Raw genomic sequence first — 23,351 nt, 5'->3', positions numbered from 1 at the left:
GTTCAGCCACCCCCGAACAGTGCGCCGAAGTCGACGTTCGCGCCGTAGACGAATCCGCACACGAGCAGGATGAGCGTGCCCGGCAGCATGAACATCGTCACCGCGAACGTGGCCTTGGGTACCGCCCGCGCGGCCCGGCGGCGGGCGTTCTGGGCGTCCGTGCGGCGCATGTCCTCGGCGATCGCGATCAGCGTCTCGACGATCGGGGAACCCAGTTCCTCGCCCTGTTGGAGGGCCGTCACGAACTGCGCGACCTGTTCGCTGTCGTTGCGCCGCCGCAGCTCGTCGAAGGCCTGGCGCCGGCTCACACCCATGTCCATCTGCTGGAGGGTGATGCGGATCTCGTCCGCCCACGGCCCCTCGTACTTGCCCGCCACCCGGTCCAGTGCCTGTCGGAAGCCCAGCCCCGCGCTCACCACCACGGCGAGGACGTCGAGGAAGTCGGGCAGGGTCCGCTCGATGTGATCGCGGCGGACCCGGATGGCCGACCACAGGCCGACCTCGATCCAGAACAGGCCGAAGGCCACCATCAGCAGGGCCGCGACCAGTTGGCCGTTGACCAGCATGGCGAAGGCTCCGACGGCCCCCAGGGCCCCGTACACCGCTCGCCGGGCCGCGTACCGGTCGATGGTCAGGCCGGCCGGATTGCCCGCCATGTCGATCTGCCGGCGCTTGCGGGCCACCCGGGTCGCGCCCATCGCACGCAGGACGAGCGGCGCCCAGCGGATGCCGAGGCGGTCGACCAGCGATCCGACCGCCGTCGTACGGGTGGCACCGACCTCCAGGGCCAGCGCGAGGTCGGTGGGGAGCTTGACGTCCGCCCGGTAGAGGCGGATGCCGTGGAGGGCGCCGAACACCGAGAGGGCCGTGGCGAGTGCGAGGAGAAGTCCGGTCATGGTCCCGTCCGCCCCCCCTCACACGTCGATCTTCGACAGGCGGCGGATGAGGACGAAGCCCAGCGCGAAGAGGCCGAGGGCGACGAGGACGGCCGTCTGCCCGAGGAAGGCGCCCGTCATGCGGTCCAGCGCGCCCGGCATCATCATGTCGACGAGGAGCAGCGAGCCGAGCCCGATGGCCGGCACCAGGTAGGCCGTGACCGTGACCTGGGACAACTGGGTGCGGATCTCGCGACGGGTCTCCTTGCGCTGCTCCAGCGTCACCGTCAGGTTGCGCAGGCTGTCCACGATCGCGCCGCCGGCGCGGGCCGACAGGACGAGGGTGGAGACGAGGACGACGAGCTCCCGCGACGGCAGGCGCTCGGTGAGCTCTCCCAGCGACTCCTCGATGGAGTGGCCCACGGCGAGGCGGTCGGCGACCCGCGCGAGTTCCTCACCCGCCGGCGCCTCCAGTTCCTCCGCCGCGATGCCGATGGCGGTACGCAGGGCCAGCCCGGCCTGGGTGGCGTTGGCGAGGATGCGGGCCAGGTCGGGGAGCTGGTTGATGAAGCGCTCCGTACGCCGCGCCCGCTGCCAGCCAAGGAAGGCGTTCGCCGCCCAGATGCCGATCAGTCCGGCCACCGGTCCGAAGAACGGGGCGAGGAGGGACGAGGCGATGAGCCAGACGCCCGCGATCGAGGCGAGCATGTAGACGAAGAACTCGCCGGGCGTGAGGTCGAGGCCGGTGGTCGCAAGCTTCTGCTCGATCCGGCGGCCGAACGCCGTCCTGCGCAGTCTGCGGTCGATCTTCCGGAAGCGGCGCACCCGGCCGAGCGGCTCGGGAGCGCCGCTCGCCGAGAGGCGTTCGACGAGGGCGGCGTGCTGGGCGCGGCCGGCCGCGTAGGCCTGGAGGCCGGCGACCGCGAGGACGCAGGCCAGCAGCGTGATGCCGAGGGTGAGGAGGATCAGTGGGTTCACAGGGCGGTCCGTGTGATGTGCGGCGTGGTGAGGGGGTCGTCGGGCAGCGCGACGCCGAAGGCCTGCGGGACGGGCTGGTTGTTCATGTAGAGGCGTTCGGCGATGCGGCGGGGCAGCGGGTAGTACTCGAAGAAGCCGTGGACGCGCCCGTCCGGCCCCATGGGCTGGGCGGCGAACCGGCAGACCGTGGTGATCCGGAAAGGTTCGCGGCCGGTGGAATCGAGGAGGGAGATCTCGGTGATGCGGCGCGAGCCGTCGCCGAAGCGGGTCAGCTGGACGATGACGTTGACGGCACTGTTGATCTGGTCCTGGAGGGCCTCGAAGGGGATCTCGACCTCCGACATGGAGGCCAGGGTCTGTAGGCGCGTCAGGGCGTCGGAGGAGCTGTTGGCGTGGACGGTGGCCAGTGAGCCGTCGTGGCCGGTGGACATGGCCTGGAGCATGTCGAGGGTCTCGCCGCCGCGAACCTCGCCGACGATGATGCGGTCGGGGCGCATGCGCAGGGAGTTGCGCACGAGGTCGCGGATGGTGATCTGGCCCTTGCCCTCCACGTTCGCCGGGCGGGATTCCAGACGGATGACGTGGGCCTGCTGGAGCTGGAGCTCCGCGGAGTCCTCGATGGTGATGATGCGCTCGCCCTCCGGGATCAGGCCGGAGAGGGCGTTGAGGAGGGTGGTCTTGCCGGTGCCGGTGGCTCCGGAGACGATCACGTTCATCTTCGCCTGGACCAGGCCGGACAGCAGCAGGAGCATCTGCTCGTCGAGGGAGCCGAGGGCGATCATCTCGTGCAGGGTGAAGGCGCGCGGGAAGCGGCGGATGGTGAGGGTGGCGCCGGTCAGGGAGAGCGGCGGGATGATGACGTTGACGCGCTCGCCGCTGGGCAGGCGCGCGTCGACCATCGGATTGGCCTCGTCGACGCGGCGGTTGACGGTCGAGACGATGCGCTCGATGGTCTGCATGAGCTGCTCGTGCGAGGCGAACCGGAGGGGGAGCTGCTCGACCCGGCCGGCCCGCTCGACGAAGATCTGGTCGGGTCCGTTGACCATGATCTCGGAGATGGAGGGGTCTTCGAGGAGCGGTTCCAGCACGCCGAGCCCGAGTGCCTCGTCGACGACGCGGCGGATGAGTTGCGTGCGCTCGGCGGTGGACAGGACGGGGCCCTCGCGGCTGATGATGTGCCCGAGGACGCGTTCCAGGCGCGCCCGGCGCTCGGCGGGGGCCAGCGCGGACATCTCGGCGAGGTCGATCTCCTCCAGCAGCTTGGCGCGGTAGGAGGAGACCAGCCGGCCGTCCTCGCGCGGGCTGTGGCGGTCGTCGGGCGTGCTGACCCGGGAACGCAGGCTCATGGTCCGGTCACCTCGGGGTCGTCGTTGGGCATGACGGCTGTGGCCCTGGCCTCGTCGGGGTCCAGGCCGGGGATGATCGAGTTGACGCGGATGGTGGCGACCGCGGTGACGGCGTCGGCCGTCCTGCTCACGACGACGCGCGCGCCGAGCCCCTCCCTGACGGCCGCCACCCCCGCCGCCTCGCCCCGGCCCGGGTGCCGGGCCTCGACGCGGGCGGCGGTGCGGGCGGCCGTGTCCGCCTGCTCGTGGACGTACGCGACCCAGCCCAGCTGGATCCCGCACAGCGCGACGAACAGCAGGATCGGTAGGAAGCCGATGTACTCCAGGGCCACTTGGCCCCGGTCCGACCGGTTGCGCGGCCTCATGTCACTCGGACTCCTTCTCCAGTGCGGCGCCGCCGGTGCCATGGATCTCGCCGAAGTCGAGGCCCGGGAAGAAGACCGGGACGCCGAGGGTGACCTCCGCCCGGTAGATGTCCCCGGACTCCGTGCATTCCACCCGGGGGCCCCAGGAGTCCCCGATGTGCTCGTGCACCGCCGCCCGGCACGCGGCGTCCCCGCGCACCGCCCCCGCCCGGGCCGCCTCGTCCGCCGCGTTGCCCGCCAGGGAGAAGGCGTAGCCGATCAGTACGCACTCCCACACCGCCGCCACCAGGAGCAGGATCAGCGGTACCGTGCCGACGAACTCGATCGCCACCTGGCCCCGGTCGCCCCGGTTCCCGCGGGCCCCTCTCCGGGCGGGCTTGGGCATCCGTCAGCCCTCCCGGCCTCGGCGCAGCCGGGAGACCGTGCCCGCGGCGCGCAGGGTCAGGGCGCCGCCCGGCGGGGCGGGGGCCGCCGGGGTGTCCGGGGCGGCCAGGAGGCCGAGTTCGCCGGCCAGGGTCCACAGGGCCTGCTTGACCGTCGAGCGGTTGTCGAGGTCCTGGACGCGGCCCGCGTCGACCACGGCCTGGAGCTCCTTGAAGGCGGCCGGGACGGGGGTGCGGGTGGCCCGGGTCTTGGTGATCTTCTCGATCAGGGCGGGTTGGATCTCGGTGTGCTTGCTCCAGCGGTTGACGACCACCGCGGTGTCCTCGGCCTTGCGGATCTGCAGCCGCTCCCACAGCCGGACCATGCGTTTGGCGGCCCGCACCGCGATCACATCGGGCGTGGTGACCAGGACGGCGACGTCGGCCGTCTCCACCGCGGCGGCGTTGGCTCCGGTCGCCTGGGTCCCGCAGTCGACGACGACGAGTTCGTAGCGGCTGCGCAGGGCTGCGACGATGTGCCGGGCGGCCCGGTCGTCGACCTCCTCGCCGCGTTCGCCGTCGGCCGGGGCCAGCAGCAGTGCGAGCCCGGTGCGGTCCTCGTAGACGGCGTCCTGGAGCACCCGCGATGAGATGTCCCGGATGCCGGCGAGGTCGGCGATGGACCGCCGGAACTGCACGTCGAGGTACGAGCCGACGTCGCCGGCCTGGAGGTCCATGTCGACCAGCACGGTGCGCCGGCCGGAGGCGGCCGCGGCCAGTGCGAACTGCACGGCGGTGAAGGTGGTGCCCACGCCGCCCTTGGCCCCGGTGACCGTGACGACCCGGCCGCCCGGCCCGGTGAGGGCGTCGGCGTCGGCGGCGCCCCGGCCCAGGTGGCGGCGGACGCCCACGGACCACTGGGCGGCGGCCTGGACGCGGGCGGCGAGCTCGTCGTAGGACAACGGCAGGCCGACGAGGCCGCGGGCGCCGGAGTCCATGGCGGCGGAGAAGAGCGCCGGTCCGGCGTCCGAGGAGACCAGGACGACACCCACCGCAGGGAACCGGAGGGCGACTTCGCGGATGAGCTCCAGTGCGGGCACCGGGCCGATCCGCTCGTGGACGAGGACCACCTCGGGCAGCTCGTCGAGGGAGTCGACGGCGAGCCGGGCGAGGGTGTCGAGCAGTGTGGTCGAGTCGGGGACGGGGGCGGCGGGCTCCGCCGACGGGAGCTGGCTCAGCAGCGTGGAGAAGATGCGCGCGGCGTCCGGGTCGCCGACCGCGGGGAGGATGCGTGTGGTCATCCGGGCCTCACCTGTCCCCGTCGAGGGTGTACGTACGGTCGCCGGGGGCGGGCGCGGAGTCGGTGCCGGGGGCGACCAGGGCCAGGCGCACGTGCTCCGCGAAGGACTCGGCGTACGCGACGCGCTGGGTGTCCTTGGTGCTGAGGGCGAAGGTGATCGGGACGGCCTCGGCGGGGCCCCTGCGGTCGCCGTCCTTCTCCAGGGCGGTGAGTCTGCCGACGTTCAGGACCCGGGCGTTGGCGACGATGATCACCGAACGGGAGGGCTCGGTGTCCTTGGCGCCTTTGAAGGTGGCGATGATGTTGACCTTGGCGCCCGAGGTGATCTTCCCGGCGACCCCCGTCGCCGCGTCGATCATGATGGCGATCTCCTGCTCACCGGGCTGGAGCTGGGGCCGGTCGACGAACATGTCCGCCTGCAGCAGCGAGCCCTTCTTCAGGGTGGTGAGCGCGATCTTGTCCTTGAGCGCTCCGAGGTCGGTGACGGCCGTGGCGGACAGCCACCGCTCGGGGATCCTGATCTCCTCGAACTGTCCGGCCCCGAGCGGGCTGTACGGTGCTATGTCGGCCTTGGCGCGGTAGGCGACGACCTCGGATCCGACCTTGGAGTTGACGTCGCCGATCACCACGAGGACTCCGGCGAAGGCTCCCAGGGCGCACAGGACCGACAGGAGCAGCAGAATGACGCCGCGGCGCTGGCGTGAGTTCATAGGCCGTACTACCTCGCCGTTCTTTCTTCATTCGTACGTTCGGTCGTCGGTCAGCGTCTGGAGCGGCCGGTGCCCGCCGGCGCCGCCGCGGACGGCGGTGAGGCGGTGAGCGGTGCGGCACAGAAGCCGCATCGATCGCCGATGAGTTCCAGGCCGCACCAGCGGCACTGCTCGCGGCGGACCGAGGCGACCAGTTGGTAGAGCACGGACAGGTCGGGGATGCCGGCGGCGAACTCGACGAGCCGGGGGGTTCCCCACCAGGCGGGTGAGGCGGCCGGCAGCGGGTTCTCCATGACGCCCTGCACCTGCCAGGCGGGGGCGAGTTCCGCAGCGACCCAGTCGGAGGCGAGCTGGCCGCGCGCGAAGGTGAGGTGCGTGGCGAAGTCGGGGCCGGCGGGCAGGGCCGCGGCGGTTCCGTGGGAACCGCCGCGGTTTCCGCCGTGCGAGCCGCCGCGTCCGCTGCGGGACCCGCCTCGTCCGCCGCCCGCGGAGCCCAGCCTGGCCAGGTGCGGTGCCGGGTGGGCGAGTACCGCGAACTGCGCGCTCGGCGACCAGGACCGGGCGTGCGCCCCGAGCCCGACGGGCACGCGGACCCGGTCGAGTTTGGCGACCGAGCCGAGCAGGGCGCCCGCGTAGATGTAGTGGGACAGCAGCCGGGCCGCGGACGCGATGACTCCGGGGCTGAAGTCGCAGACGCTGAGCTGTCGCAGCTGACGGGCCAGCAGGGCCGTTCCCAGCGGCGGCAGATCGATGTCGAGCAGTGCGATCCGGTCGGTTTCCAGGATGGCCCGCACGGTGTGCAGTCGCTGGACCGTGGGTCGCGGCAGCCAGGGCGGTACGAGGGCCACGAGGTGGCCGTGCCGTTCCAACAGCGCGCCGGTCCCGGCGAGCGCGGACTCCAGGTCGTGCTGTTCGGGCGGGTGCAGCAGGGCGGCCCCGGGTGTGTGCCGGTCGGGTGCCGGAAGCACCAGATCGGCGCTGGTGACTGCGATGGCGGTCGGCACGCGATTTCCCCCGTTCCCCCACGTTCTCCCGTACGTCCGGACTTTCGCGCGCTCGACGGGGACGCGTCGCAGCCGCGTCGCGGCCACGCACCACGTGCGCGACCGCGGACGGCCGTCGCCCATCCCCCCGTTGCCCCAGCACCATAACCGCGTCACCCCTCGCTGGTCAGGGGCTTGGTGATTCCCGTGCGTAAGGCACCGGTCACAGGTGACGGAAAACCCGGACAACAGGGATCGCGCATTGAACCATTTCAAGCCACTTTGCGAAGACCCTTGACAGGGAGATTGGTCTGGACCAACTTGGCAGCGCACGCCGTGAGTCGGCCCCACCCCACACGGCCCGGCTCTTCCTTCACCACCACACCTCCCCCCACGGAGCCCACGTGAACCGCATACGCTCCCTCGCCCTGCCGATCGCCGTCACCGTCGCCGCCGGGGCGCTGACGGCCCTTGCCGCCGGCACCGCACAGGCCGCGGACGTCAATGTCGCCCGCAACGGCGGCTTCGAGTCGGGCCTCTCCCACTGGTCCTGCTCCGGCGGGAGCGGCACCGCCGTCTCCTCGCCCGTCTACGCCGGGGCCGGCGCCCTGAAGGCCACCCCCGCCGGTTCCGACAACGCCCGCTGCAGCCAGACCGTCACGGTCAAGCCGAACTCGACGTACACGCTGAGCACCCAGGTGCAGGGCAGCTACGTCTACCTCGGAGCGACCGGGACGGGCACGCAGGACGTCTCGACTTGGACCCCCGGCTCGGGCGGCGGCTGGCAGAAGCTGTCCACCACCTTCACCACCGGCCCCTCCACCACCCAGGTCACCGTGTACACCCACGGCTGGTACGGCCAGCCGGCCTACGTCGTGGACGAGTTCAGCGTCTTCGGCCCGGACGGCGGCGGGGGCACCGACCCCGGCCCGGAGATCCCGGGCGCACCGTCCGGTGCCACCGTCTCGGGCCAGAGCGCGAACGGACTCACCCTTGCGTGGAACGCGGTCGGCGGGGCCGCCGGCTACCACGTCCACCAGGACGGCGTCCTCGTCCGTACCGTGACCGGGACCACCACCCCGATCACCGGGCTCGCGCCCTCCACCTCGTACTCCTTCCAGGTGAGCGCGTACAACAGCGCGGGCGAGGGCCCGAAGTCCGCGCCCGTCACCGGGACCACCACCGGCGGCGGCAACCCGGGCAACCCGGCCGTACCCAAGCACGCACTGACCGGCTACTGGCAGAACTTCAACAACGGCGCGACCGTCCAGAAGATCTCGGACGTGTCCGCGCAGTACGACATCATCGCCGTCTCCTTCGCCGATGCCACCACCACGCCCGGCGCCATCGCCTTCAACCTCGACTCGGCCGGCCTCGGCGGCTACACCGTGGCCCAGTTCAAGGCGGACATCGCCGCGAAGAAGGCGGCCGGGAAGTCGGTCATCCTCTCCATCGGCGGCGAGAAGGGGACCATCACGGTCAACGACTCGGCCTCCGCCGCCAACCTGGCGAACTCGGCGTACGCCCTGATGCAGGAGTACGGCTTCACCGGCATCGACATCGACCTGGAGAACGGGCTCAACCCCACGTACATGACGCAGGCGCTGCGCGGCCTGTCCGCGAAGGCGGGCCCGTCCCTCGTCATCACCATGGCCCCGCAGACGATCGACATGCAGTCCACGCAGGGCGGCTACTTCAAGACGGCGCTCAACATCAAGGACATCCTCACCGTCGTCAACATGCAGTACTACAACAGCGGCTCGATGAACGGCTGCGACGGCAAGGTCTACTCCCAGGGCTCGGTGGACTTCCTCACCGCGCTGGCCTGCATCCAGCTGGAAGGCGGGCTCGACCCCTCCCAGGTGGGCATCGGCGTCCCGGCCTCCCCCAGCGGTGCGGGCAGCGGCTACGTCTCCCCGACCGTCGTCAACAACGCCCTGGACTGCCTGACGCGGGGCACGAACTGCGGGTCCTTCAAGCCGCCGAAGACCTACCCGGGGCTGCGCGGCGCGATGACCTGGTCGACCAACTGGGACGCCAAGGCGGGTAGCGCCTGGTCGAACTCGGTGGGTCCCAAGGTCCACGGGCTCCCGTAGGCGGTACGTGTGGGGGTGGCCGGATCGGTTCGGCCGACGCCTGAGGTCCTTGACCGGTACATGCCACGAGAGGACGCTGAGCGCGTCCGCACGGCTACCCCCACACTCCCCACCCAGGAGAACGCATGCGGCTCCACACCCGCCGGAGGGCCGGCCTGACGGCGGCCCTGCTGGCGCTCGCCCTCGGCGCACCCGCCTACGGCATGAGTGCGACGGCGGCTCCACCGCCCAGCCCGTCCACCGCCACCCAGGACGAGGCCATCGTGCAGTACCGGATCCACGGCCCCTCCACCGTCGCCGACCGCACCGCGCTGCTCGGCACGGGCGTGTCCATCGACGAGGTGGACGACCACACCGTCGTGGTCAGCGCCGACCCCATGCAGGCCGCGAAGCTGAAGGCGATCGGCTACCGGCTGACCCCCCTGCCCGGCCCCCCGGACCGCTCGCTGCCCGGCATCGCGGCGAGCCCGATGGACTTCCCCTCGGCGGACTCCAAGTACCACAACTACGCCGAGGCGACGGCCGAGATCAACACGCTCGTGGCCCAGTACCCGACGATCGCCTCCAAGCGCGTGATCGGAAAGTCGTACCAGGGACGCGACCTCCTCGCGATCAAGATCAGCGACAACGTCGCCACCGACGAGTCCGAGCCCGAGGTGCTCTTCACCGCGCACCAGCACGCCCGCGAGCACCTGACCGTCGAGATGGCGCTGTACCTGCTCAAGGAGTTCACCTCCAAGTACGGCACCGACTCCCGGGTCACCGATGCCGTCAACGGCCGCGAAATCTGGATCATCCCGGACCTCAACCCGGACGGCGGCGAGTACGACATCGCCACCGGCCGCTACCGCTCCTGGCGCAAGAACCGGCAGCCCAACTCCGGCTCCTCCTACGTCGGCACCGACGAGAACCGCAACTGGAACTACAAGTGGGGCTGCTGCGGCGGATCCAGCGGCAGCAAGAGCTCCGAGACCTACCGGGGCGCGGCCGCCGAGTCGGCGCCCGAGGTGAAGGCCGTCTCGGACTTCGTGCGCAGCCGGGTGGTCGGCGGCAAGCAGCAGATCAAGGCCGCGATCGACTTCCACACCTACAGCGAGCTCGTGCTGTGGCCCTTCGGCTACACCTACAGCGACACCGCCCCGGGCCTGACCGCCGACGACCTGGCCGTCTACAAGAAGATCGGCACGAGCATGGCGGCCAGCAACGGCTACACGCCGGAGCAGTCGAGCGACCTGTACATCACGGACGGCACGATCGACGACTGGCTGTGGGGCGACCAGAAGATCTTCTCGTACACCTTCGAGATGTACCCCCGCAACGGCGGCGGCGGTTTCTACCCGCCGGACGAGGTGATCGACCGCGAGACGGCCCGCAACAAGGACGCGGTGCTCCAGCTGCTGGAGAACGCGGACTGCATGTACCGATCGATCGGCAAGGAAGCCCAGTACTGCGCGTAGCCCGTCCCGTGCGGCACGCGCCGGGACCGTGCCGCACGTCACCCGGACCGGGGGGACGCCCCGCCGCCAGGGGGGCGTCCCCCCTCCTGAGCGGCCGGGCGTCCGCCCGTCCGCGGGCGGACGTCAGCCCAGGACGGCGAGGGCGTCGACCTCGACGAGCAGCCCGTCCGGCAGGCCCACGTACACGGTGGTGCGCGCGGCCGGGGCCTCCCGCAGGCCCAGCTCCTCGAAGTAGGCGTCGTAGAGGGCGTTCATCTCCGCGAAGTGCGCCGTGTCCGTGAGGTAGACGCGGATCATCATCACGTCATCCCAGCCCGCTCCACCGGCCTCCAGCACGGAGCGGACGTTCTCCAGCGTCTGGAGGGTCTGCTCGCGCAGCGTCGGCCCCGCGGGGGTCGGCGGCCGGCCGTCGACGTGCGGGAGGAAGCCGACCTGCCCGGCCACCTGAAGGATGTTCCCCTTGCGCACGCCGTGCGAGAACCTCGCGGGCGGCACGGTGTGGGTAGCGGGGGTGATGGAGGTCTTCTCGGTCACGCTGTCTCCTGTACTCCTGAACAGTCCCTGCTGATGGCACCGGCGGTGCGCAGCACCTGCGGCAGCAGTTCGAGCAGCCCTTCCGCCGGGAGGACCACCGCGGGCGCGGAGACGGACAGCGCGGCGAGGACGCGCCCGCCGGGACCGTGCACCGGCGCGCCCAGGCAGTTGATCGACTCCTCGTGGCCGCCGAGGTCGGTGGCCCAGCCCTGTTCCCGTACGAGGTCCAGCTCGCGCAGGAACGCCTCGGCGTCCGGGGTGGAGCGGGCGGTGTAGCGGGGGTAGTCGATGCGGTGGGCCAGGGCCCGGCGTTCGGCCTCGGGGAGGTCGGCCAGGAGCAGCTTGGCGACGGCCGCGACGGTGAGGGGGACGGGCCGGCCGATGCGGGAGTACATGCGCACCGGGTAGCGGCTGTCGACCTTGTCGACGTACACGACCTCGTCGTCCTGGTACAGGGCGAGGTGGACGGTGTGCCCGGTGACCCGGTTCAACTCGGCCAGGTGGGGGCGGGCGACCTCGCGGACGTCGAGGTTCTCGATGGCCTCGGCGGCGAGCGCGAAGAGGCGCGCACCGAGGCGGTAGCGGCCGTCGGGGCAGCGGGAGACGAACCCGTGCCGGTTCAGGGTGCGCAGCAGGCGCAGCGCGGTGCTCTTGTGCACGCCGAGTTCGCCGGCCACGTCGCCGAGTCCGGCGGGCCCCTGCGCGAGCAGCGGCAGGATGCCGAGCGCCCTCTCGACCGACTGGCTCATCGCTCGCCCCTTCCCGCGGTCGCCGCGCCGCCGACTGCGGCGGCGCACCGGGCAGCGTTGACCCGCCGTCACCCGGGATGTTAGACAGCGTGCAGCGGTCCACGCAATGATCGTTGCAGCTAGTGCAACACACCCCCGGGAGGCACCCGCATGGCCAGCGCCAGCGACCCCGTCACGGCCCTCGCCGACGAACCGGCGGACCACCGGTTCAAGGGACTTCCCCCGGACGCCCAGGCCGACGGGCTGACCGTCGGGGAGCTCGCCGCCCAGCGCCGGGACCTGCACACCGGCGGGTTCACCACACCCGTCCTGACCCTCGACGCGGACGCGCTGGAACACAACCTCGCCGCCCTCGGCACCTATGCCGCCCGCCACGGCCTCGCCTTCGCGCCGCACGGCAAAACCTGCATGGCCCCGCAGCTCTTCCAGCGCCAGCTGGACCACGGCGCGTGGGGCATCACCGTCGCCATGCCCCACCAGGCCCGCGTCTGCCGCGCCTTCGGTATCCGGACGATCTTCCTGGCCAATGAGCTGGTCGACCCTCCGGCCCTCCGCTGGGTCGCCGACGAGCTCGCCTCCGACCCCGACTTCCGGTTCGTCTGCTACGTCGACTCCGTCCGCGGGGTCGAGCTGATGGACGCCGCCCTGCAGGGCCACGACGCCACCCTCGACGTCGTCCTCGAACTCGGCGCCGGCGCCGAGGGCCGCACGGGGATCCGCACCGACGCCGAATGCCGGGCCGTCGCCGAGGCCGTCGCCGCGTCGCCCGCCCTGCGCCTGGCGGGCGTGGCCGGCTACGAGGCCACCATGCCCGGCGCCGACGCCGACAGCGTCCGCGCCTGGCTGCGCCGGCTCACCGCGCTCGCCGCCGATCTCGACAAGCAGGGCCTCTTCACCGGCACCGGCCTGGACGAGGTCATCGTCAGCGCCGGCGGCAGCGAATGGTTCGACGCCGTCGCCGAGGTCTTCACCGAGATCCCGCAGCTGTCGCTGCCCGTCCTGCCGCTGCTGCGCTCCGGCGCGTACGTCTCCCACGACCACGGCTGGTACTCGGGCCTGACCCCCTTCAACCGCGTGCCCGAGGAGGGTGGCCTGCTCCCCGCCTTCCGGCTGTGGACCCAGGTGGTCTCCCGCCCCACACCCGGCCAGGCCTTCGTCAACGCCGGAAAACGCGACATCGCCTACGACCTCGGCCTGCCCGCAGTGCTCGCCGTGCGCAGCGCCCGTGACGGCGTCGAGCGCGCCGCGACCGGAATCCGGGTGACCAAGCTGTCCGACCAGCACGCCTGGATCGAGACGGACGCCGACGCCACCCCGCTGGAGGTCGGCGACCGGATCTCCCTCGGCATGGCCCACCCCTGCACCATCTTCGAGAAGTGGCCGCTGATCCCGGTCGTGGAGGCCGACGGCACCGTCACCGACTTCGTCCGCACCTTCTTCTAGGCAGCAGCCGGTGGACCTGGTCATCCGGGGCGCCCGCGTCGTCGACGGCACCGGCGGCCCCTCGTACACCGCCGACGTCGGCGTCCACGAGGGGCGGATCGCCGCCGTCGGCAGGCTCCCCGGGGGCCGTGAGACCGTCGACGGGCACGGTCTCGCCCTGGCCCCCGGCTTCGTGGACATGCACGCCCACAGCGACCTCGCCCTGCTCCGCGACCCGGACCACAGCGCGAAGGCCGCCCAGGGCGTGACCCTCGAAGTCCTCGGCCAGGACGGCCTGTCGTACGCGCCCGTCGACGACCGGACCCTCGCCGGGGTGCGGGCCGCGATCGCCGGCTGGAACGGCCCCGGCGACGACATCGACGTCACGTGGCGCACCGTCGGCGAGTACCTCGACCGGCTGGACCGCGGCTTCGGCGGCGAGGGCATCGCCGTGAACGCCGCCTACCTCGTCCCCCAGGGCACCGTCCGCGCCCAGGTCGTCGGCTGGGACGACCGCCCGGCGACCCCGGCCGAACTCGACCGGATGCGCGCCCTCGTCGCCGACGGTCTCGCCCAGGGCGCGGTGGGCATGTCCTCCGGGCTCACCTACACCCCCGGCATGTACGCCTCCGGCGCCGAACTGACCGCACTGTGCACGGTGGTGGCCCGGTACGGCGGCTACTACTGCCCCCACCACCGCAGTTACGGCCGGCGCGCCCTCGCCGCCTACGCCGAGATGGTCGACCTGGCCCGGGAGGCCGGCTGCGCCCTGCACCTGGCACACGCCACCCTGAACTTCGACGAGAACGAGGGCCGCGCCCCCGCACTGCTCGCCCTCCTCGACGCGGCCCTGGACGGGGGCGCCGACATCACCCTGGACAGCTACCCGTACACCCCCGGCTGCACCACCCTCGTCGCCCTGCTGCCCAGTTGGGCCAACGAGGGCGGCCCGGAGGCGGTCCTCGCCCGGCTGCGCGACGACGGCACGGCCGAGCGGATCCGCCACGCCCTGGAGCACGAGGGCTCCGACGGCTGCCACGGGGTCCCCGTCGACTGGTCGGCCGTCGAGATCTCGGGCGTCGCCGATCCCGCGTACGCCGCCCATGTCGGCACCCGCGTGGACGGCTGGGACACCGCCCGCCGGCTGCTGATCGGCGACCGGCTCGCGCCCACGGTCCTCCAGCACGTGGGCCACGAGGAGAACGTCCGGGCGATCATGCGCCACCGCGCCCACACCGGCGGCTCCGACGGCATCCTGCAGGGCGCGAAGCCCCACCCCCGGGCCTACGGCACCTTCCCGCACTACCTCGGCCGTTACGTCCGCGAGCTCGGCCTGCTCTCCCTGGAGGAGTGCGTGGCGCACCTGTCCGGCCGACCCGCCGCCCGGCTGCGCCTGCCCGACCGGGGCCTGGTCCGGGTGGGGCACCGCGCCGACCTCGTCCTCTTCGACCCGGACACGGTCGCGGCCGGATCCACCTACGAGCGGCCCCGTGCGCTGCCCACGGGCATCCCGCACGTCCTGATCGGCGGACGGTTCGTCATGCGCGACGGGCACCGGACCCAGGTGCTGGCCGGGCGGTCGGTGCGGCGCACCGACCGCGCCTCCCGGTAGGGGCGCACCCTACGATGTCGCCATGGTCGCCTTCGCCCTCACCGCCCTGCTGTTCCTGGCGTTCTGTATAAGCGTCAGGCAGGACAGGCGCCGCTTCAGCAACGCCGTGCTCCTGGGGCTGACCCTCCTGACCGCCTGCTCGGCCCTCTTCCTCCAGGTGGCCAAACTTCCCTTCTGGGCGGCCGTCACGATCGCCGTGGTCACCTTCGCCTCCCCGGCGTTCGGCATCCTGGCCCTGGGTGTCCTCCTCGTCCGCAACGGCATGACGATGGTCCGCAAGGAGGGCTTCCGCCCGGCCAACCTGCTGTCCATGCTGGCCGGTCTCGCGATCTTCGCGCTGATCGCGCTGCTGGTCCTCGTCGTCGTGGTCGGCTCTCCCGTCCTGGGCGGCATCGCCGGAACCCTCACCGTCGTCGCCGGCTACGTCTCCTTCGTCTTCTTCTGCTTCCTCGGCTACGCCTTCCTCTACGGCCGGATCAAGGTGCGCGGCGACGTGGACCACGTGGTCATGCTGGGTTCGGGCCTCGTCGGCGGGGACCGCGTCCCACCACTGCTGGCCTCGCGCCTGCGCAAGGGCCGGCAGATCTACGAGGTCCAGCTGGCCCGGAGCGGCCGGCCGCCGGTGCTGCTCGTCTCGGGCGGCAAGGGCTCCGACGAGAAGGTCGCGGAGGCCCGGGCGATGGCGGACTGGCTGATCGCCGAGGGCGTGCCGGCGGAGCACATCGTGCTGGAGGACCGGTCCACCACGACCGAGGAGAACATGCTCTTCAGCCGGCAGATCATGGAGGCGCACGATCCGGCCTACCGGTGCGTGGTGGTCACCAACAACTTCCACGCCTTCCGGGCGGCGATGATGGCGCGCAAGACCGGCGTGAACGGACAGGTCCTCGGCTCCCCCACCGCGAAGTACTACTGGCCCAGCGCCACGATCCGCGAGTTCGTCGCCGTCTTCTGGGAGCACCGGGCGGTCAATCTGTCGATCTGCGGCCTGCTGGCCGTCTTCGGTGCGCTGGGCACGCTGGCCGCGGTCCTCGTCTGAGACGCGGACGCGGACGCGGACGGGCGAGGTGCCGTGACTCCCCCTTTGGCAGTCACGGCACCTGTTCCCGGCTTCGCGCGGATCCGTCAGACGCGCTGCCAGAGCGCCGGGACGTTCGGCGGCTCCCATCCGGTCTGGGCCTGGTGCCCCTGGATGCAGCGGTAGGTGGAGCCTCCGTAGGTGACGGCGGCACCGGTCGCGTAGACCGTGCCGGCCTTCCAGGTGCCGCCCGGCTCCGGCTCGGGGCCGGGGCCCGGGCCCGGGTCGCTCCCGCTGACCTTGAGGGTCAGCCCGTACGCCGACAGGATCGGGTTCAGCGGCTGGAAGAAGGTGGTCCCGCCGCTGGAGCAGTTGCCGGAGCCGCCCGAGGTGACGCCCTGGGCCTGGCTCCCGGAGATGTAGGAGCCGCCGGAGTCGCCCGGCTCGGCGCAGACCGTCGTACGGGTCACGCCGGAGATGGTGCCCTCGGGGTAGGTGACGCTGGTGTTGTGCTGCTGGATCGTGCCGCAGTGCCAGCCGGTGGTCGAGCCGGACCGGCACACCGAGGCCCCGACCGGCTGCAGCACCGAACCGGCGACCTGCACGTTCGCGCCGCCGCTGCCCTTCACGTACGGGGTCGAGGTCCAGTTGGCGTTCGCGGCGACCCAGGCCATGTCGTTCCCGGGGAAGACCGAGGCCTGGAAGGAGCCCTGGGCGACCTGGTTGAACCCGCTGGTGGTGGTCCCGGCGCGCCCGCAGTGCCCGGCGGTGGCGAAGCCGTTCACGGTCCCCTTGGTCACGGGGAAGCCGACCGAGCAGCGGCCGCTGCCGTTCATGTAATAGGCGTCGCCGCCGCGCAGGTCGTAGAGCGGACGCGGGGCCTCGGCCGTACGGACCACCGTGACCAGGTCCGCGTCGGTACCGGTGGCGGCGAGCAGCCGGGCGGCGGCCCCCGCCTCGGTCTCCTCGACGACGAGCGTGTTGGAACGCGGGTCGACATAGCGGACGGGGGTGGCGGGGCCCGCGGCCCGGTCCAGGGCGGCCTTGGCGCCGTCCAGGTCGGCCAGGGCCCGGGGGACGAGCTTCGCCCGGGCTCCGGTGGCCCGTATCGCGGTGGTGTCAGCGGCCCGCGTGGTCGCCACGGTGAGCACGGCGGAGTCGGCGCCGTCCACCCAGGCCCCGGCGAAGGCGGCGCCGAGCCGGTCCCGGAGGCGGGCGGCGGTGGCCCCGGCCTCGGCTTCGTGCGCGAGGCGGGCCTTGGCCTGCGTGGGGGTCAGGCCGAGGTCGCGCTGCATGGCGGACAGCAGCTCGGGGGACGCGTCGGCGGTGCGCAGGGTGGCGGCGGCGGAGGGCACGGCGGGGGCGGGGTCGGCGGTGGCGCCGCCCGTCCCGGCCAGCAGCAGCCCGGCGGCGGCCAGGGCGGTACACGCCGCGCGGGCGTGTCGCTTGAGCATGGGGGATCTCCTCGGTTTCCGGTGGGGGTCTGCGGAAACCGTAGAAATCCGAACCTGTCTGCGGGAGCTGGCAGTTGGCCCCTCCCCTGGCGTTATGCCCGCGGCCCCGTGGCGGCCGACGTGCGTTCATGGGGCGGCGGCCGGACCATGGGGCCAAGGGAAAACGTAGGAGGTACGCGATGGTCAGTGAACCCGACGAGCAGCCCACGCGGTCGGACCGGCTCTTCACGGGCGGGGAACGACCGTACGACCCCGAGGACCTCGTGATGGCGACCGGCCACGACCCGACTCCGGAGCGGGTCGAGAAGGCCCGCAAGTTGATCGAGAAGGAGGGCCCGCAGGTCATCGAGCGCTACCTGCCGTAGCCGACCGGGGCTGCCCCGCCGCCCCCGGCCCGGCCGGGGGCGGTGCTCTCGGCCCCGTCGGAGGGTGGAGCGCGGGACGCACTGCCCGCGGGCCGGACGGCGGCGCCGCACTCGACCACCGACGGCCGAGCGGCTACGCGGCTACGCGGCGGGCGACGGCGCGGCGGCCCGCAGGTCCGACCCCCCGGCCGCCCTCGCCAGTGCCTCCGCATGGGCGGCCCGCGCATGGCCCAGCACACCGGCGGCCCGCGCGGCGGCCCGCGCGGCGGGATGCCAGCCCAGCACGTGCCGCCACACCAGCGGCATCCCGGCCAGCGGCCGCGTGACCACCCCCGGGGTGGCCGGGAAGGTGGCCCGGCACAGCCCGACGGCCCGCCCCACCTGCACCAGGTGCACGCAGGAGGCGGTGTCGGTCTCGTAGACACAGGCGGGTGTGAATCCCGCCCGTACGCAGGCCGCCGCGAAGCAGTCCCCGAAGCACCCGTCGCCGGGGACGTCTGTCCATGCCTCGGGGGCCAGCTCGGCCAGCTCCACCTCGTCGCGCGGAGCCCGGGCCAGGGCCAGCGGGTGGTCCGCGGCCAGCATCACGTGCACCGGGTCCCGGGCCACCTCCATCCAGGCGAGCCGGCCCGGCTCGGGCGGCGCGCTCTCCCCGCAGACCCCGACGAGCGCGAAGTCCAGGCGCCCGTCCGCGACACCCCCGGCGACCTCCTTCTCCGACCAGGAGGTGTAGGTCGTCACCGGCACACCCGGCTCCTCGTGCGCGAGCCGGTCCACGAGCCCGCCGAGCAGTGGGCCGTGGGTCCCGCCCAGGCGGTAGCCCTGCGCCCCCTGCCGGGCGAACCGCTGCGCCTCCTCCTGGAGTTCGCACACCGCGGGCAGCAGCACCCGCGCCCGCTCCAGCACCAGCTGCCCGAGCGCGGTGGGCCGGACGCCCTCCCGCCCGCGCACGAACAGCGTGCCGCCCAGCGCCCGCTCGACCCGCTTCAGCTGCGCGCTGAGCGCCGGCTGCGCCAGACCGAGCGCGGTGGCGGCCCGGGTCAGGCTCCCGGCGTCGGCGACGGCCCTGACGATCTTGAGATGCCTCAGCTCCAGATCCATACGAAGAGCTTGGTCCAGACCTGTGGGGGTGCGCCATGGGTCGTACGCATCCAGAATCGTTCATGCTCGTTAGCCGCCAGAGGGCCACAACCCTAAGGACAGGCACATGCACACACTCGAAGTCGACTGGGACCATCCCACGGACCCGCGACCCGGCCCGCGGCTCGACCACGTCCGGGCCTACGTCAGTACCGCGGGCGCCGACGGGCACCTCTGGCACGGAGTCCCCACCCTGCTGCTCACCACGCTCGACCGCACCTCGGGCACCACGGCACGCACCCCGTTGGTCTATGGCGAGGACGCGGGCCGCTTCCTCGTCGTGGCCTCCGCCGACGGCGCGCCGTACCACCCCCGCTGGTACCACGACCTCACTACCCACCCGGAGGCCCGCCTCCAGGTCGGCGCCGCCTCCTTCGAGGCGACGGCGCACACGGCCACCGCGACGGAACGGGAGGTCTACTGGGAGATGATGACCGCCCTCTGGCCCCCCTTCGAGGACGAACAGGCGGCCGCCCGCCCCCGCGAGATCCCCCTGGTGATCCTGGAACGCCTCCCCGGCCATTGACGGACGCCCCGGCGGGCCTTCGCCCCGCACCTCGTCCCACGCCGACCGCCCCGGGGCGGTCGGCGTGGGGCGCCTCCCCGGGGGCCGCCGCGGGAGCCCTCGCGGTGGGTGCAGGCGGTCACCGCCACGGCGCGCACACAGCGCCCCCGATGACCAGCGGCTCGACGCGCGCCCACCCGTACCCGCCGCGCTCCGGCCCCGCCCCGAGGCGTGTGGGCAGCCGCCGGCCCGTACCCGTCAGAGGTACTCCCGCGCGAACTCCACCGCCCACTCCACCGCGGCCACCGGGACGCTGCCCGCTCCGGGATCGATGGCCAGGCGGGCGCCCTCCCAGCCCCGGCCGTGCTCACGGAAGATCGCGAAGCGCCCTTCCTCCAGAGCCCCCTCGGACCTGATCAGGAACTCGATGGCCCGGTCGTCGCCGTCCCTACCGATCGCGGTAATCGCCATGTCACCCACTACGAACTCCACTGCCCCGTACTCCCCGATCGCCGCCGTCCAGGCGCCACTCGCCGCACTGCGCGCGTCCAGCCTCCCCCGCGGGTCCGACGGCCGCATGAGCGCGCGTACTCAGCCCGGGTACTCAGTCCCGCCACTCCCCCGACCCCCGCAAGGTGACGAGGGCAACACGTCCCCCTCCCCCGGAGACCGTTTCACCCATTCCGCAGGTCGGAGCACGGCCGTGGCCCCCGATTCCAAGGGAAGAGCGCACCCCCACCCACCCATCCCACGAATCATGACAAAACGACCTTCAACTTCAGAGCGAAAAGGCAGGTCGAGCCCGCACCCCGGCCCGTAAGCTCCCGTCATGCAGGTGATCCAGTCAACCAAACTCGCCAATGTCTGCTACGAGATCCGCGGCCCCGTGCTCGAAGAGGCCATGCGGCTCGAAGCAGCAGGTCATCGCATCCTCAAGCTCAACACCGGCAACCCCGCGGCCTTCGGCTTCGAGTGCCCGCCGGAGATCCTTGAGGACATGCTCCGCAACCTGGGCTCCGCCCACGGCTACGGTGACGCGAAGGGCCTGCTGTCCGCGCGCCGCGCGGTCATGCAGCACTACCAGACCAAGGGCATCGACCTGGACGTCGAGGACATCTACCTCGGCAACGGCGTCTCCGAGCTGATCACGATGTCGATGCAGGCGCTGCTCGACGACGGCGACGAGGTACTGGTCCCGGCGCCGGACTACCCGCTGTGGACAGCTTCCGTCTCCCTGGCCGGCGGCACGGCCGTGCACTACCGCTGCGACGAGCAGTCCGACTGGATGCCGGACCTCGCCGACATCGAGCGCAAGGTCACCGACCGCACCAAGGCGATCGTGATCATCAACCCGAACAACCCGACCGGCGCCGTCTACGACGAGGAGATGCTGCGCGGGCTGACGGACATCGCGCGCCGCCACAACCTCGTCGTCTGCTCGGACGAGATCTACGACCGGATCCTGTACGACGGCGCCCAGCACTTCAACACGGCCGCCATCGCCCCGGACGTCCTGACGCTGACCTTCAACGGCCTGTCCAAGAACTACCGGGTCGCGGGCTACCGGGCCGGCTGGATGGCCGTGTGCGGCCCGAAGAAGCACGCCACCTGCTACATCGAGGGCCTCACGATCCTCGCGAACATGCGCCTGTGCGCGAACATGCCCTCGCAGTACGCGGTGGCCACCGCGCTCGGAGGGCGCCAGTCCATCGAGGACCTGGTCCTGCCCGGCGGGCGGATCCTGGAACAGCGCAACGTCGCCCACGACCTGCTCACCCAGATCCCTGGCGTCACCTGCGTGAAGCCGAAGGGCGCGCTGTACGCCTTCCCGAAGCTGGACCCGAACGTCTACAAGATCAAGGACGACCGGCAGATGGTCCTGGACCTGCTGCGCGCCGAGAAGATCATGGTCGTGCACGGGACGGGCTTCAACTGGCCCGAGCCCGACCACTTCCGCATCGTGACCCTGCCCAACGCCAAGGACCTGGCCGACGCCGTGACCCGGATCGGGAACTTCCTGGACGGCTACGGTCAGCTCTGAACGGCCGCCCGACTCCGACTCCGGCTCCGGCCCCGACTCCGGCCCCGGACCGGGCGTCGGAGCGGGCACCGGACCGGGTGCGGCCGAACATCAACAGGATCCAGCTCAACTTTAGAACCAATCCAATGTAGGATGGTCTCCTGACCACGCAGGAGGCCTCCTCATGTACGAGCCGATCCGCACGAAGCCGGTCGTCCAGCGCATGGGCGGCACCACGGTCGACTACCCCCACAGCAGCCGCGGCGAAGCCCTGGCCATCCAGCTCGCCGGTCACCTCGCCGCCCTCCTCGCCGTCACCGACGAGCTGGGGCTGGACGAGGCCGCCGACGAGATCGCCGCCCAGGTGACCCGGCTGCGCGGGGCCCAGCCCACCCGGGCGCCCCAGGGCCCCGCGGGGGACGCCGCCGCACTGCACCGGCGCGCGCACGACCTCGCCGCCCGCGCGCTCCTCGTCGCCGCGTCCCGGGCCGACACCACCGTCGCGATCCTCGCCGCCGAACGCATGGACGCGCACGCCGCCGCCCTGGAGTCCAAGGACCTGGCCGGCGCCCTCTAGACGGCCCCGGTCCGGGGCCGCGGAGGCTCCGGACCGGGCGCCATGAGCCCGCGGACGGCCCTTGCGACGCCCGCCCGCGGCTCCTCGCGCGGCCAATGAATTGGACAGATCCCCGCGCTCCGAACACGATGTTGGCTGAAACATCGCGGCAGCAGGGGGGAGGCCGCTCATACGAACCATCTCCTCCACTCCGCTTCGTCCCCGATCGAGCACCTTGGAGAGATGCGCCCATGAGCTTCGGCGATCCGAACAACCCCTACGGTCAGCAGCCCCCGCAGGGCGGCCAGCCCGGCTTCGGCCAGCAGGCCCCCCAGGGCGTCCCCCCGCAGTACGGCTACCCGCAGCAGCCCGCCCCGGGCGCCGCCCCGCAGTACGGCTACCCGCAGCAGACCCCGCCGCCGGCGCAGTACGGCGCGTACCCGCCGCCGGGGATGCCCGGTGGGATGCCGCCGCTGGCGCACTGGGGTCTGCGCTTCGGCGCGTACCTGCTCGACGCCCTGATCATCGCGGGCCCGATGTACCTGCTCACCGGCATCGGCACGGCGCTGTCCGGCGACGAGACGGGCGCCACCGTCGGCGGCATACTGGGCCTCCTCGGCCTCCTGTACACCCTCGGCATGGCCATCTTCCAGCTCTACAAGGAAGGCACCACCGGCCAGAGCATCGGCAAGAAGATCGTCGGCATCAGCCTGCACCGCGAGGCCGACGGTGCCACGCTCGGCTTCGGCATGGCCTTCGTCCGCAAGCTGGCGCACTTCCTGGACAGCATCACCTGCTACCTCGGCTGGCTGTGGCCGCTGTGGGACGAGAAGAAGCAGACCTTCGCCGACAAGGTGTGCAGCACCGTCGTCGTCACGGTGAACAAGAACGGCTGATCGGGGCGCCCGCCCCACCGGCTACGGAAGCCCCGGTGTCGGGCTCGCCGGCGTGAACTCCGCGCCGGCGACCCCGCACCAGGGCACCGTCGCCACCGGCCACACCGGGCCGACCGCCTCGCCGTACTCGGTCGCGCCCGGAGCCACGCCCGGGATCCTCACCAACGCCTGGGCGGCCCGCCGTCCGGGATCCGCTTCGGCCCGGTCGCGGAACTCCACCGTCACGACGTACGCGCCGACGCCCTCGGCCCGCCCCGTCGCCTCCACCGCGGCCGTCACCCGCCGGCTTGTCGGATCGATGCTGCAACCGGTGACCCGTACGTCCCGGACAGCCGCACGCGGCGGCTCCTCCCGCGGTTCACCCCCGCTCGCCCACACGTACAGGCCCAGCGGGGCGAACACCAGCAGCCCGGCGATCGTCACCAGGCCGACCAGCCAGCCCTGCCACTTCAACGTGCTCACGCCCATGCCCCGATCCTTCCGGGCGGCCGCCCCGGCCACCAGCACCCGCGAACTCACACAGCATTTCGAAGCGGGCTTGCCAGCACACCTGATGCTCGCGCAACAGGGCACGACGCACGACGGCGGGCCTCCACGAGGTGGAGGCC

24 protein-coding genes are annotated in these 23,351 nt (G+C 72.3%); 10 read left to right on the top strand and 14 right to left on the bottom strand.

Going from position 1 to position 23,351, the window contains the following annotated elements:
- Positions 1–2 precede the first annotated feature (2 nt).
- Genes ACFW2G_RS25610 through ACFW2G_RS25575 form a run of 8 tightly spaced genes read right to left on the bottom strand, consistent with a single transcriptional unit; the run spans position 3 to position 6,940 of the window.
- Positions 3–896 carry a DUF5936 domain-containing protein gene (locus tag ACFW2G_RS25610; RefSeq protein WP_384450899.1) on the bottom strand — a complete coding sequence of 298 codons (894 nt, stop codon included), beginning with the start codon at positions 894–896 and terminating at the stop codon, positions 3–5.
- 18 nt (positions 897–914) lie between these two features.
- Positions 915–1,853 (bottom strand): type II secretion system F family protein, encoded by a 939-nt coding sequence (locus ACFW2G_RS25605; RefSeq protein ID WP_037919328.1) that lies wholly within the window; start codon positions 1,851–1,853, stop codon positions 915–917.
- A complete protein-coding gene (locus ACFW2G_RS25600) occupies positions 1,850–3,199 on the bottom strand; it encodes a CpaF family protein (protein WP_384450896.1) in 1,350 nt (449 codons plus the stop codon). The genes ACFW2G_RS25605 and ACFW2G_RS25600 overlap by 4 nt, the downstream gene beginning before the upstream one ends.
- The gene (locus tag ACFW2G_RS25595) at positions 3,196–3,564 is read right to left on the bottom strand and encodes a TadE/TadG family type IV pilus assembly protein (protein WP_037919323.1); all 369 of its coding nucleotides are present in this window, start codon (positions 3,562–3,564) and stop codon (positions 3,196–3,198) included. Before ACFW2G_RS25595 ends, ACFW2G_RS25600 begins: the two co-directional genes overlap by 4 nt.
- A gap of 1 nt (position 3,565) precedes the next feature.
- Positions 3,566–3,949: a TadE/TadG family type IV pilus assembly protein gene (locus ACFW2G_RS25590; protein ID WP_037919321.1), complete on the bottom strand. Its 384-nt coding sequence runs from the start codon at positions 3,947–3,949 to the stop codon at positions 3,566–3,568.
- A 3-nt stretch (positions 3,950–3,952) separates the two neighbouring features.
- Entirely contained in the window at positions 3,953–5,227 is a 1,275-nt protein-coding gene (locus ACFW2G_RS25585; protein WP_384583357.1) for a CpaE family protein, read from the bottom strand.
- A 7-nt stretch (positions 5,228–5,234) separates the two neighbouring features.
- The gene (gene cpaB, locus ACFW2G_RS25580) at positions 5,235–5,936 is read right to left on the bottom strand and encodes a Flp pilus assembly protein CpaB (RefSeq protein ID WP_384583354.1); all 702 of its coding nucleotides are present in this window, start codon (positions 5,934–5,936) and stop codon (positions 5,235–5,237) included.
- 50 nt (positions 5,937–5,986) lie between these two features.
- Entirely contained in the window at positions 5,987–6,940 is a 954-nt protein-coding gene (locus tag ACFW2G_RS25575) for a hypothetical protein (protein WP_384450889.1), read from the bottom strand.
- 383 nt (positions 6,941–7,323) lie between these two features.
- Between ACFW2G_RS25575 and ACFW2G_RS25570 the strand changes: the two genes are divergently transcribed.
- Positions 7,324–9,015, top strand: coding sequence for a chitinase (locus ACFW2G_RS25570; protein WP_384583351.1), 1,692 nt, complete (start codon positions 7,324–7,326; stop codon positions 9,013–9,015).
- 125 nt (positions 9,016–9,140) lie between these two features.
- Positions 9,141–10,472 carry a M14 family metallopeptidase gene (locus tag ACFW2G_RS25565; RefSeq protein WP_384450883.1) on the top strand — a complete coding sequence of 444 codons (1,332 nt, stop codon included), beginning with the start codon at positions 9,141–9,143 and terminating at the stop codon, positions 10,470–10,472.
- Positions 10,473–10,595: 123 nt separating this feature from the next.
- Here the strand turns inward: ACFW2G_RS25565 and ACFW2G_RS25560 are convergent, their stop codons facing one another.
- Both ACFW2G_RS25560 and ACFW2G_RS25555 read right to left on the bottom strand, forming a co-directional pair.
- Complete coding sequence (locus tag ACFW2G_RS25560; RefSeq protein ID WP_384583348.1) at positions 10,596–11,006, bottom strand: RidA family protein; 411 nt, start codon at positions 11,004–11,006, stop codon at positions 10,596–10,598.
- Positions 11,003–11,755 (bottom strand): IclR family transcriptional regulator, encoded by a 753-nt coding sequence (locus ACFW2G_RS25555; RefSeq protein WP_384583345.1) that lies wholly within the window; start codon positions 11,753–11,755, stop codon positions 11,003–11,005. The genes ACFW2G_RS25560 and ACFW2G_RS25555 overlap by 4 nt, the downstream gene beginning before the upstream one ends.
- Positions 11,756–11,905: 150 nt before the next feature.
- Here ACFW2G_RS25555 and ACFW2G_RS25550 point away from each other — a divergent pair, with 150 nt between their 5' ends.
- From ACFW2G_RS25550 to ACFW2G_RS25540, 3 genes are read left to right on the top strand one after another with little or no spacing between them, the layout of a single operon-like run.
- Positions 11,906–13,198 (top strand): amino acid deaminase, encoded by a 1,293-nt coding sequence (locus ACFW2G_RS25550; RefSeq protein ID WP_384583342.1) that lies wholly within the window; start codon positions 11,906–11,908, stop codon positions 13,196–13,198.
- Between the two features lie 10 nt (positions 13,199–13,208).
- On the top strand, positions 13,209–14,789 hold the full coding sequence (locus ACFW2G_RS25545; protein ID WP_384583339.1) for an amidohydrolase family protein: 1,581 nt from the start codon (positions 13,209–13,211) through the stop codon (positions 14,787–14,789).
- A gap of 22 nt (positions 14,790–14,811) precedes the next feature.
- On the top strand, positions 14,812–15,828 hold the full coding sequence (locus ACFW2G_RS25540) for a YdcF family protein (protein WP_384450870.1): 1,017 nt from the start codon (positions 14,812–14,814) through the stop codon (positions 15,826–15,828).
- An 86-nt stretch (positions 15,829–15,914) separates the two neighbouring features.
- Here the strand turns inward: ACFW2G_RS25540 and ACFW2G_RS25535 are convergent, their stop codons facing one another.
- The gene (locus ACFW2G_RS25535; RefSeq protein ID WP_384450867.1) at positions 15,915–17,261 is read right to left on the bottom strand and encodes a carbohydrate-binding protein; all 1,347 of its coding nucleotides are present in this window, start codon (positions 17,259–17,261) and stop codon (positions 15,915–15,917) included.
- Positions 17,262–17,440: 179 nt separating this feature from the next.
- On the opposite strand from ACFW2G_RS25535, the gene ACFW2G_RS25530 reads away from it, so the two are divergent.
- Positions 17,441–17,626, top strand: a complete 186-nt coding sequence (locus ACFW2G_RS25530; RefSeq protein WP_030034983.1) for a hypothetical protein — start codon at positions 17,441–17,443, stop codon at positions 17,624–17,626.
- Positions 17,627–17,767: 141 nt separating this feature from the next.
- Here ACFW2G_RS25530 and ACFW2G_RS25525 read toward each other — a convergent pair whose 3' ends face one another.
- The gene (locus tag ACFW2G_RS25525) at positions 17,768–18,727 is read right to left on the bottom strand and encodes a LysR family transcriptional regulator (protein ID WP_384450863.1); all 960 of its coding nucleotides are present in this window, start codon (positions 18,725–18,727) and stop codon (positions 17,768–17,770) included.
- A gap of 106 nt (positions 18,728–18,833) precedes the next feature.
- Here ACFW2G_RS25525 and ACFW2G_RS25520 point away from each other — a divergent pair, with 106 nt between their 5' ends.
- Positions 18,834–19,292 (top strand): nitroreductase/quinone reductase family protein, encoded by a 459-nt coding sequence (locus ACFW2G_RS25520; RefSeq protein WP_037919295.1) that lies wholly within the window; start codon positions 18,834–18,836, stop codon positions 19,290–19,292.
- Between the two features lie 237 nt (positions 19,293–19,529).
- Here the strand turns inward: ACFW2G_RS25520 and ACFW2G_RS25515 are convergent, their stop codons facing one another.
- Positions 19,530–19,742: a hypothetical protein gene (locus ACFW2G_RS25515; protein WP_384450858.1), complete on the bottom strand. Its 213-nt coding sequence runs from the start codon at positions 19,740–19,742 to the stop codon at positions 19,530–19,532.
- A gap of 358 nt (positions 19,743–20,100) precedes the next feature.
- On the opposite strand from ACFW2G_RS25515, the gene ACFW2G_RS25510 reads away from it, so the two are divergent.
- The 3 genes from ACFW2G_RS25510 (at position 20,101) to ACFW2G_RS25500 (ending at position 22,743) form a co-directional block, all read left to right on the top strand.
- A complete protein-coding gene (locus ACFW2G_RS25510) occupies positions 20,101–21,312 on the top strand; it encodes a pyridoxal phosphate-dependent aminotransferase (protein ID WP_384450855.1) in 1,212 nt (403 codons plus the stop codon).
- Positions 21,313–21,475: 163 nt separating this feature from the next.
- Entirely contained in the window at positions 21,476–21,868 is a 393-nt protein-coding gene (locus ACFW2G_RS25505) for a hypothetical protein (protein ID WP_384583336.1), read from the top strand.
- A gap of 230 nt (positions 21,869–22,098) precedes the next feature.
- Positions 22,099–22,743, top strand: a complete 645-nt coding sequence (locus ACFW2G_RS25500) for an RDD family protein (protein WP_384450849.1) — start codon at positions 22,099–22,101, stop codon at positions 22,741–22,743.
- Between the two features lie 21 nt (positions 22,744–22,764).
- Here ACFW2G_RS25500 and ACFW2G_RS25495 read toward each other — a convergent pair whose 3' ends face one another.
- On the bottom strand, positions 22,765–23,205 hold the full coding sequence (locus tag ACFW2G_RS25495) for a hypothetical protein (RefSeq protein ID WP_384450847.1): 441 nt from the start codon (positions 23,203–23,205) through the stop codon (positions 22,765–22,767).
- Positions 23,206–23,351: the final 146 nt, after the last annotated feature.

The sequence above is a fragment of the Streptomyces sp. NPDC058880 genome (genome assembly GCF_042742535.1).
Lineage (GTDB): Bacteria > Actinomycetota > Actinomycetes > Streptomycetales > Streptomycetaceae > Streptomyces.
The sequence above is the reverse complement of the archived record's forward strand: the minus strand, read 5'-3'. Positions and strand labels throughout refer to the sequence as shown.

Excerpts from the sequence above, each read along its gene's own strand:
- ACFW2G_RS25555 (WP_384583345.1), bottom strand. The coding sequence starts at position 11,755 with ATGAGCCAGTCGGTCGAGAGGGCGCTCGGCATCCTGCCGCTGCTCGCG.
- ACFW2G_RS25600 (WP_384450896.1), bottom strand. The coding sequence starts at position 3,199 with ATGAGCCTGCGTTCCCGGGTCAGCACGCCCGACGACCGCCACAGCCCG.
- ACFW2G_RS25510 (WP_384450855.1), top strand. The coding sequence starts at position 20,101 with ATGCAGGTGATCCAGTCAACCAAACTCGCCAATGTCTGCTACGAGATC.
- ACFW2G_RS25550 (WP_384583342.1), top strand. The coding sequence starts at position 11,906 with ATGGCCAGCGCCAGCGACCCCGTCACGGCCCTCGCCGACGAACCGGCG.
- ACFW2G_RS25515 (WP_384450858.1), bottom strand. The coding sequence starts at position 19,742 with ATGGCGATTACCGCGATCGGTAGGGACGGCGACGACCGGGCCATCGAG.
- ACFW2G_RS25520 (WP_037919295.1), top strand. The coding sequence starts at position 18,834 with ATGCACACACTCGAAGTCGACTGGGACCATCCCACGGACCCGCGACCC.
- ACFW2G_RS25525 (WP_384450863.1), bottom strand. The coding sequence starts at position 18,727 with ATGGATCTGGAGCTGAGGCATCTCAAGATCGTCAGGGCCGTCGCCGAC.
- ACFW2G_RS25500 (WP_384450849.1), top strand. The coding sequence starts at position 22,099 with ATGAGCTTCGGCGATCCGAACAACCCCTACGGTCAGCAGCCCCCGCAG.
- ACFW2G_RS25530 (WP_030034983.1), top strand. The coding sequence starts at position 17,441 with ATGGTCAGTGAACCCGACGAGCAGCCCACGCGGTCGGACCGGCTCTTC.
- cpaB (WP_384583354.1), bottom strand. The coding sequence starts at position 5,936 with ATGAACTCACGCCAGCGCCGCGGCGTCATTCTGCTGCTCCTGTCGGTC.
- ACFW2G_RS25505 (WP_384583336.1), top strand. The coding sequence starts at position 21,476 with ATGTACGAGCCGATCCGCACGAAGCCGGTCGTCCAGCGCATGGGCGGC.
- ACFW2G_RS25585 (WP_384583357.1), bottom strand. The coding sequence starts at position 5,227 with ATGACCACACGCATCCTCCCCGCGGTCGGCGACCCGGACGCCGCGCGC.
- ACFW2G_RS25595 (WP_037919323.1), bottom strand. The coding sequence starts at position 3,564 with ATGAGGCCGCGCAACCGGTCGGACCGGGGCCAAGTGGCCCTGGAGTAC.
- ACFW2G_RS25590 (WP_037919321.1), bottom strand. The coding sequence starts at position 3,949 with ATGCCCAAGCCCGCCCGGAGAGGGGCCCGCGGGAACCGGGGCGACCGG.
- ACFW2G_RS25565 (WP_384450883.1), top strand. The coding sequence starts at position 9,141 with ATGCGGCTCCACACCCGCCGGAGGGCCGGCCTGACGGCGGCCCTGCTG.
- ACFW2G_RS25610 (WP_384450899.1), bottom strand. The coding sequence starts at position 896 with ATGACCGGACTTCTCCTCGCACTCGCCACGGCCCTCTCGGTGTTCGGC.
- ACFW2G_RS25535 (WP_384450867.1), bottom strand. The coding sequence starts at position 17,261 with ATGCTCAAGCGACACGCCCGCGCGGCGTGTACCGCCCTGGCCGCCGCC.
- ACFW2G_RS25540 (WP_384450870.1), top strand. The coding sequence starts at position 14,812 with ATGGTCGCCTTCGCCCTCACCGCCCTGCTGTTCCTGGCGTTCTGTATA.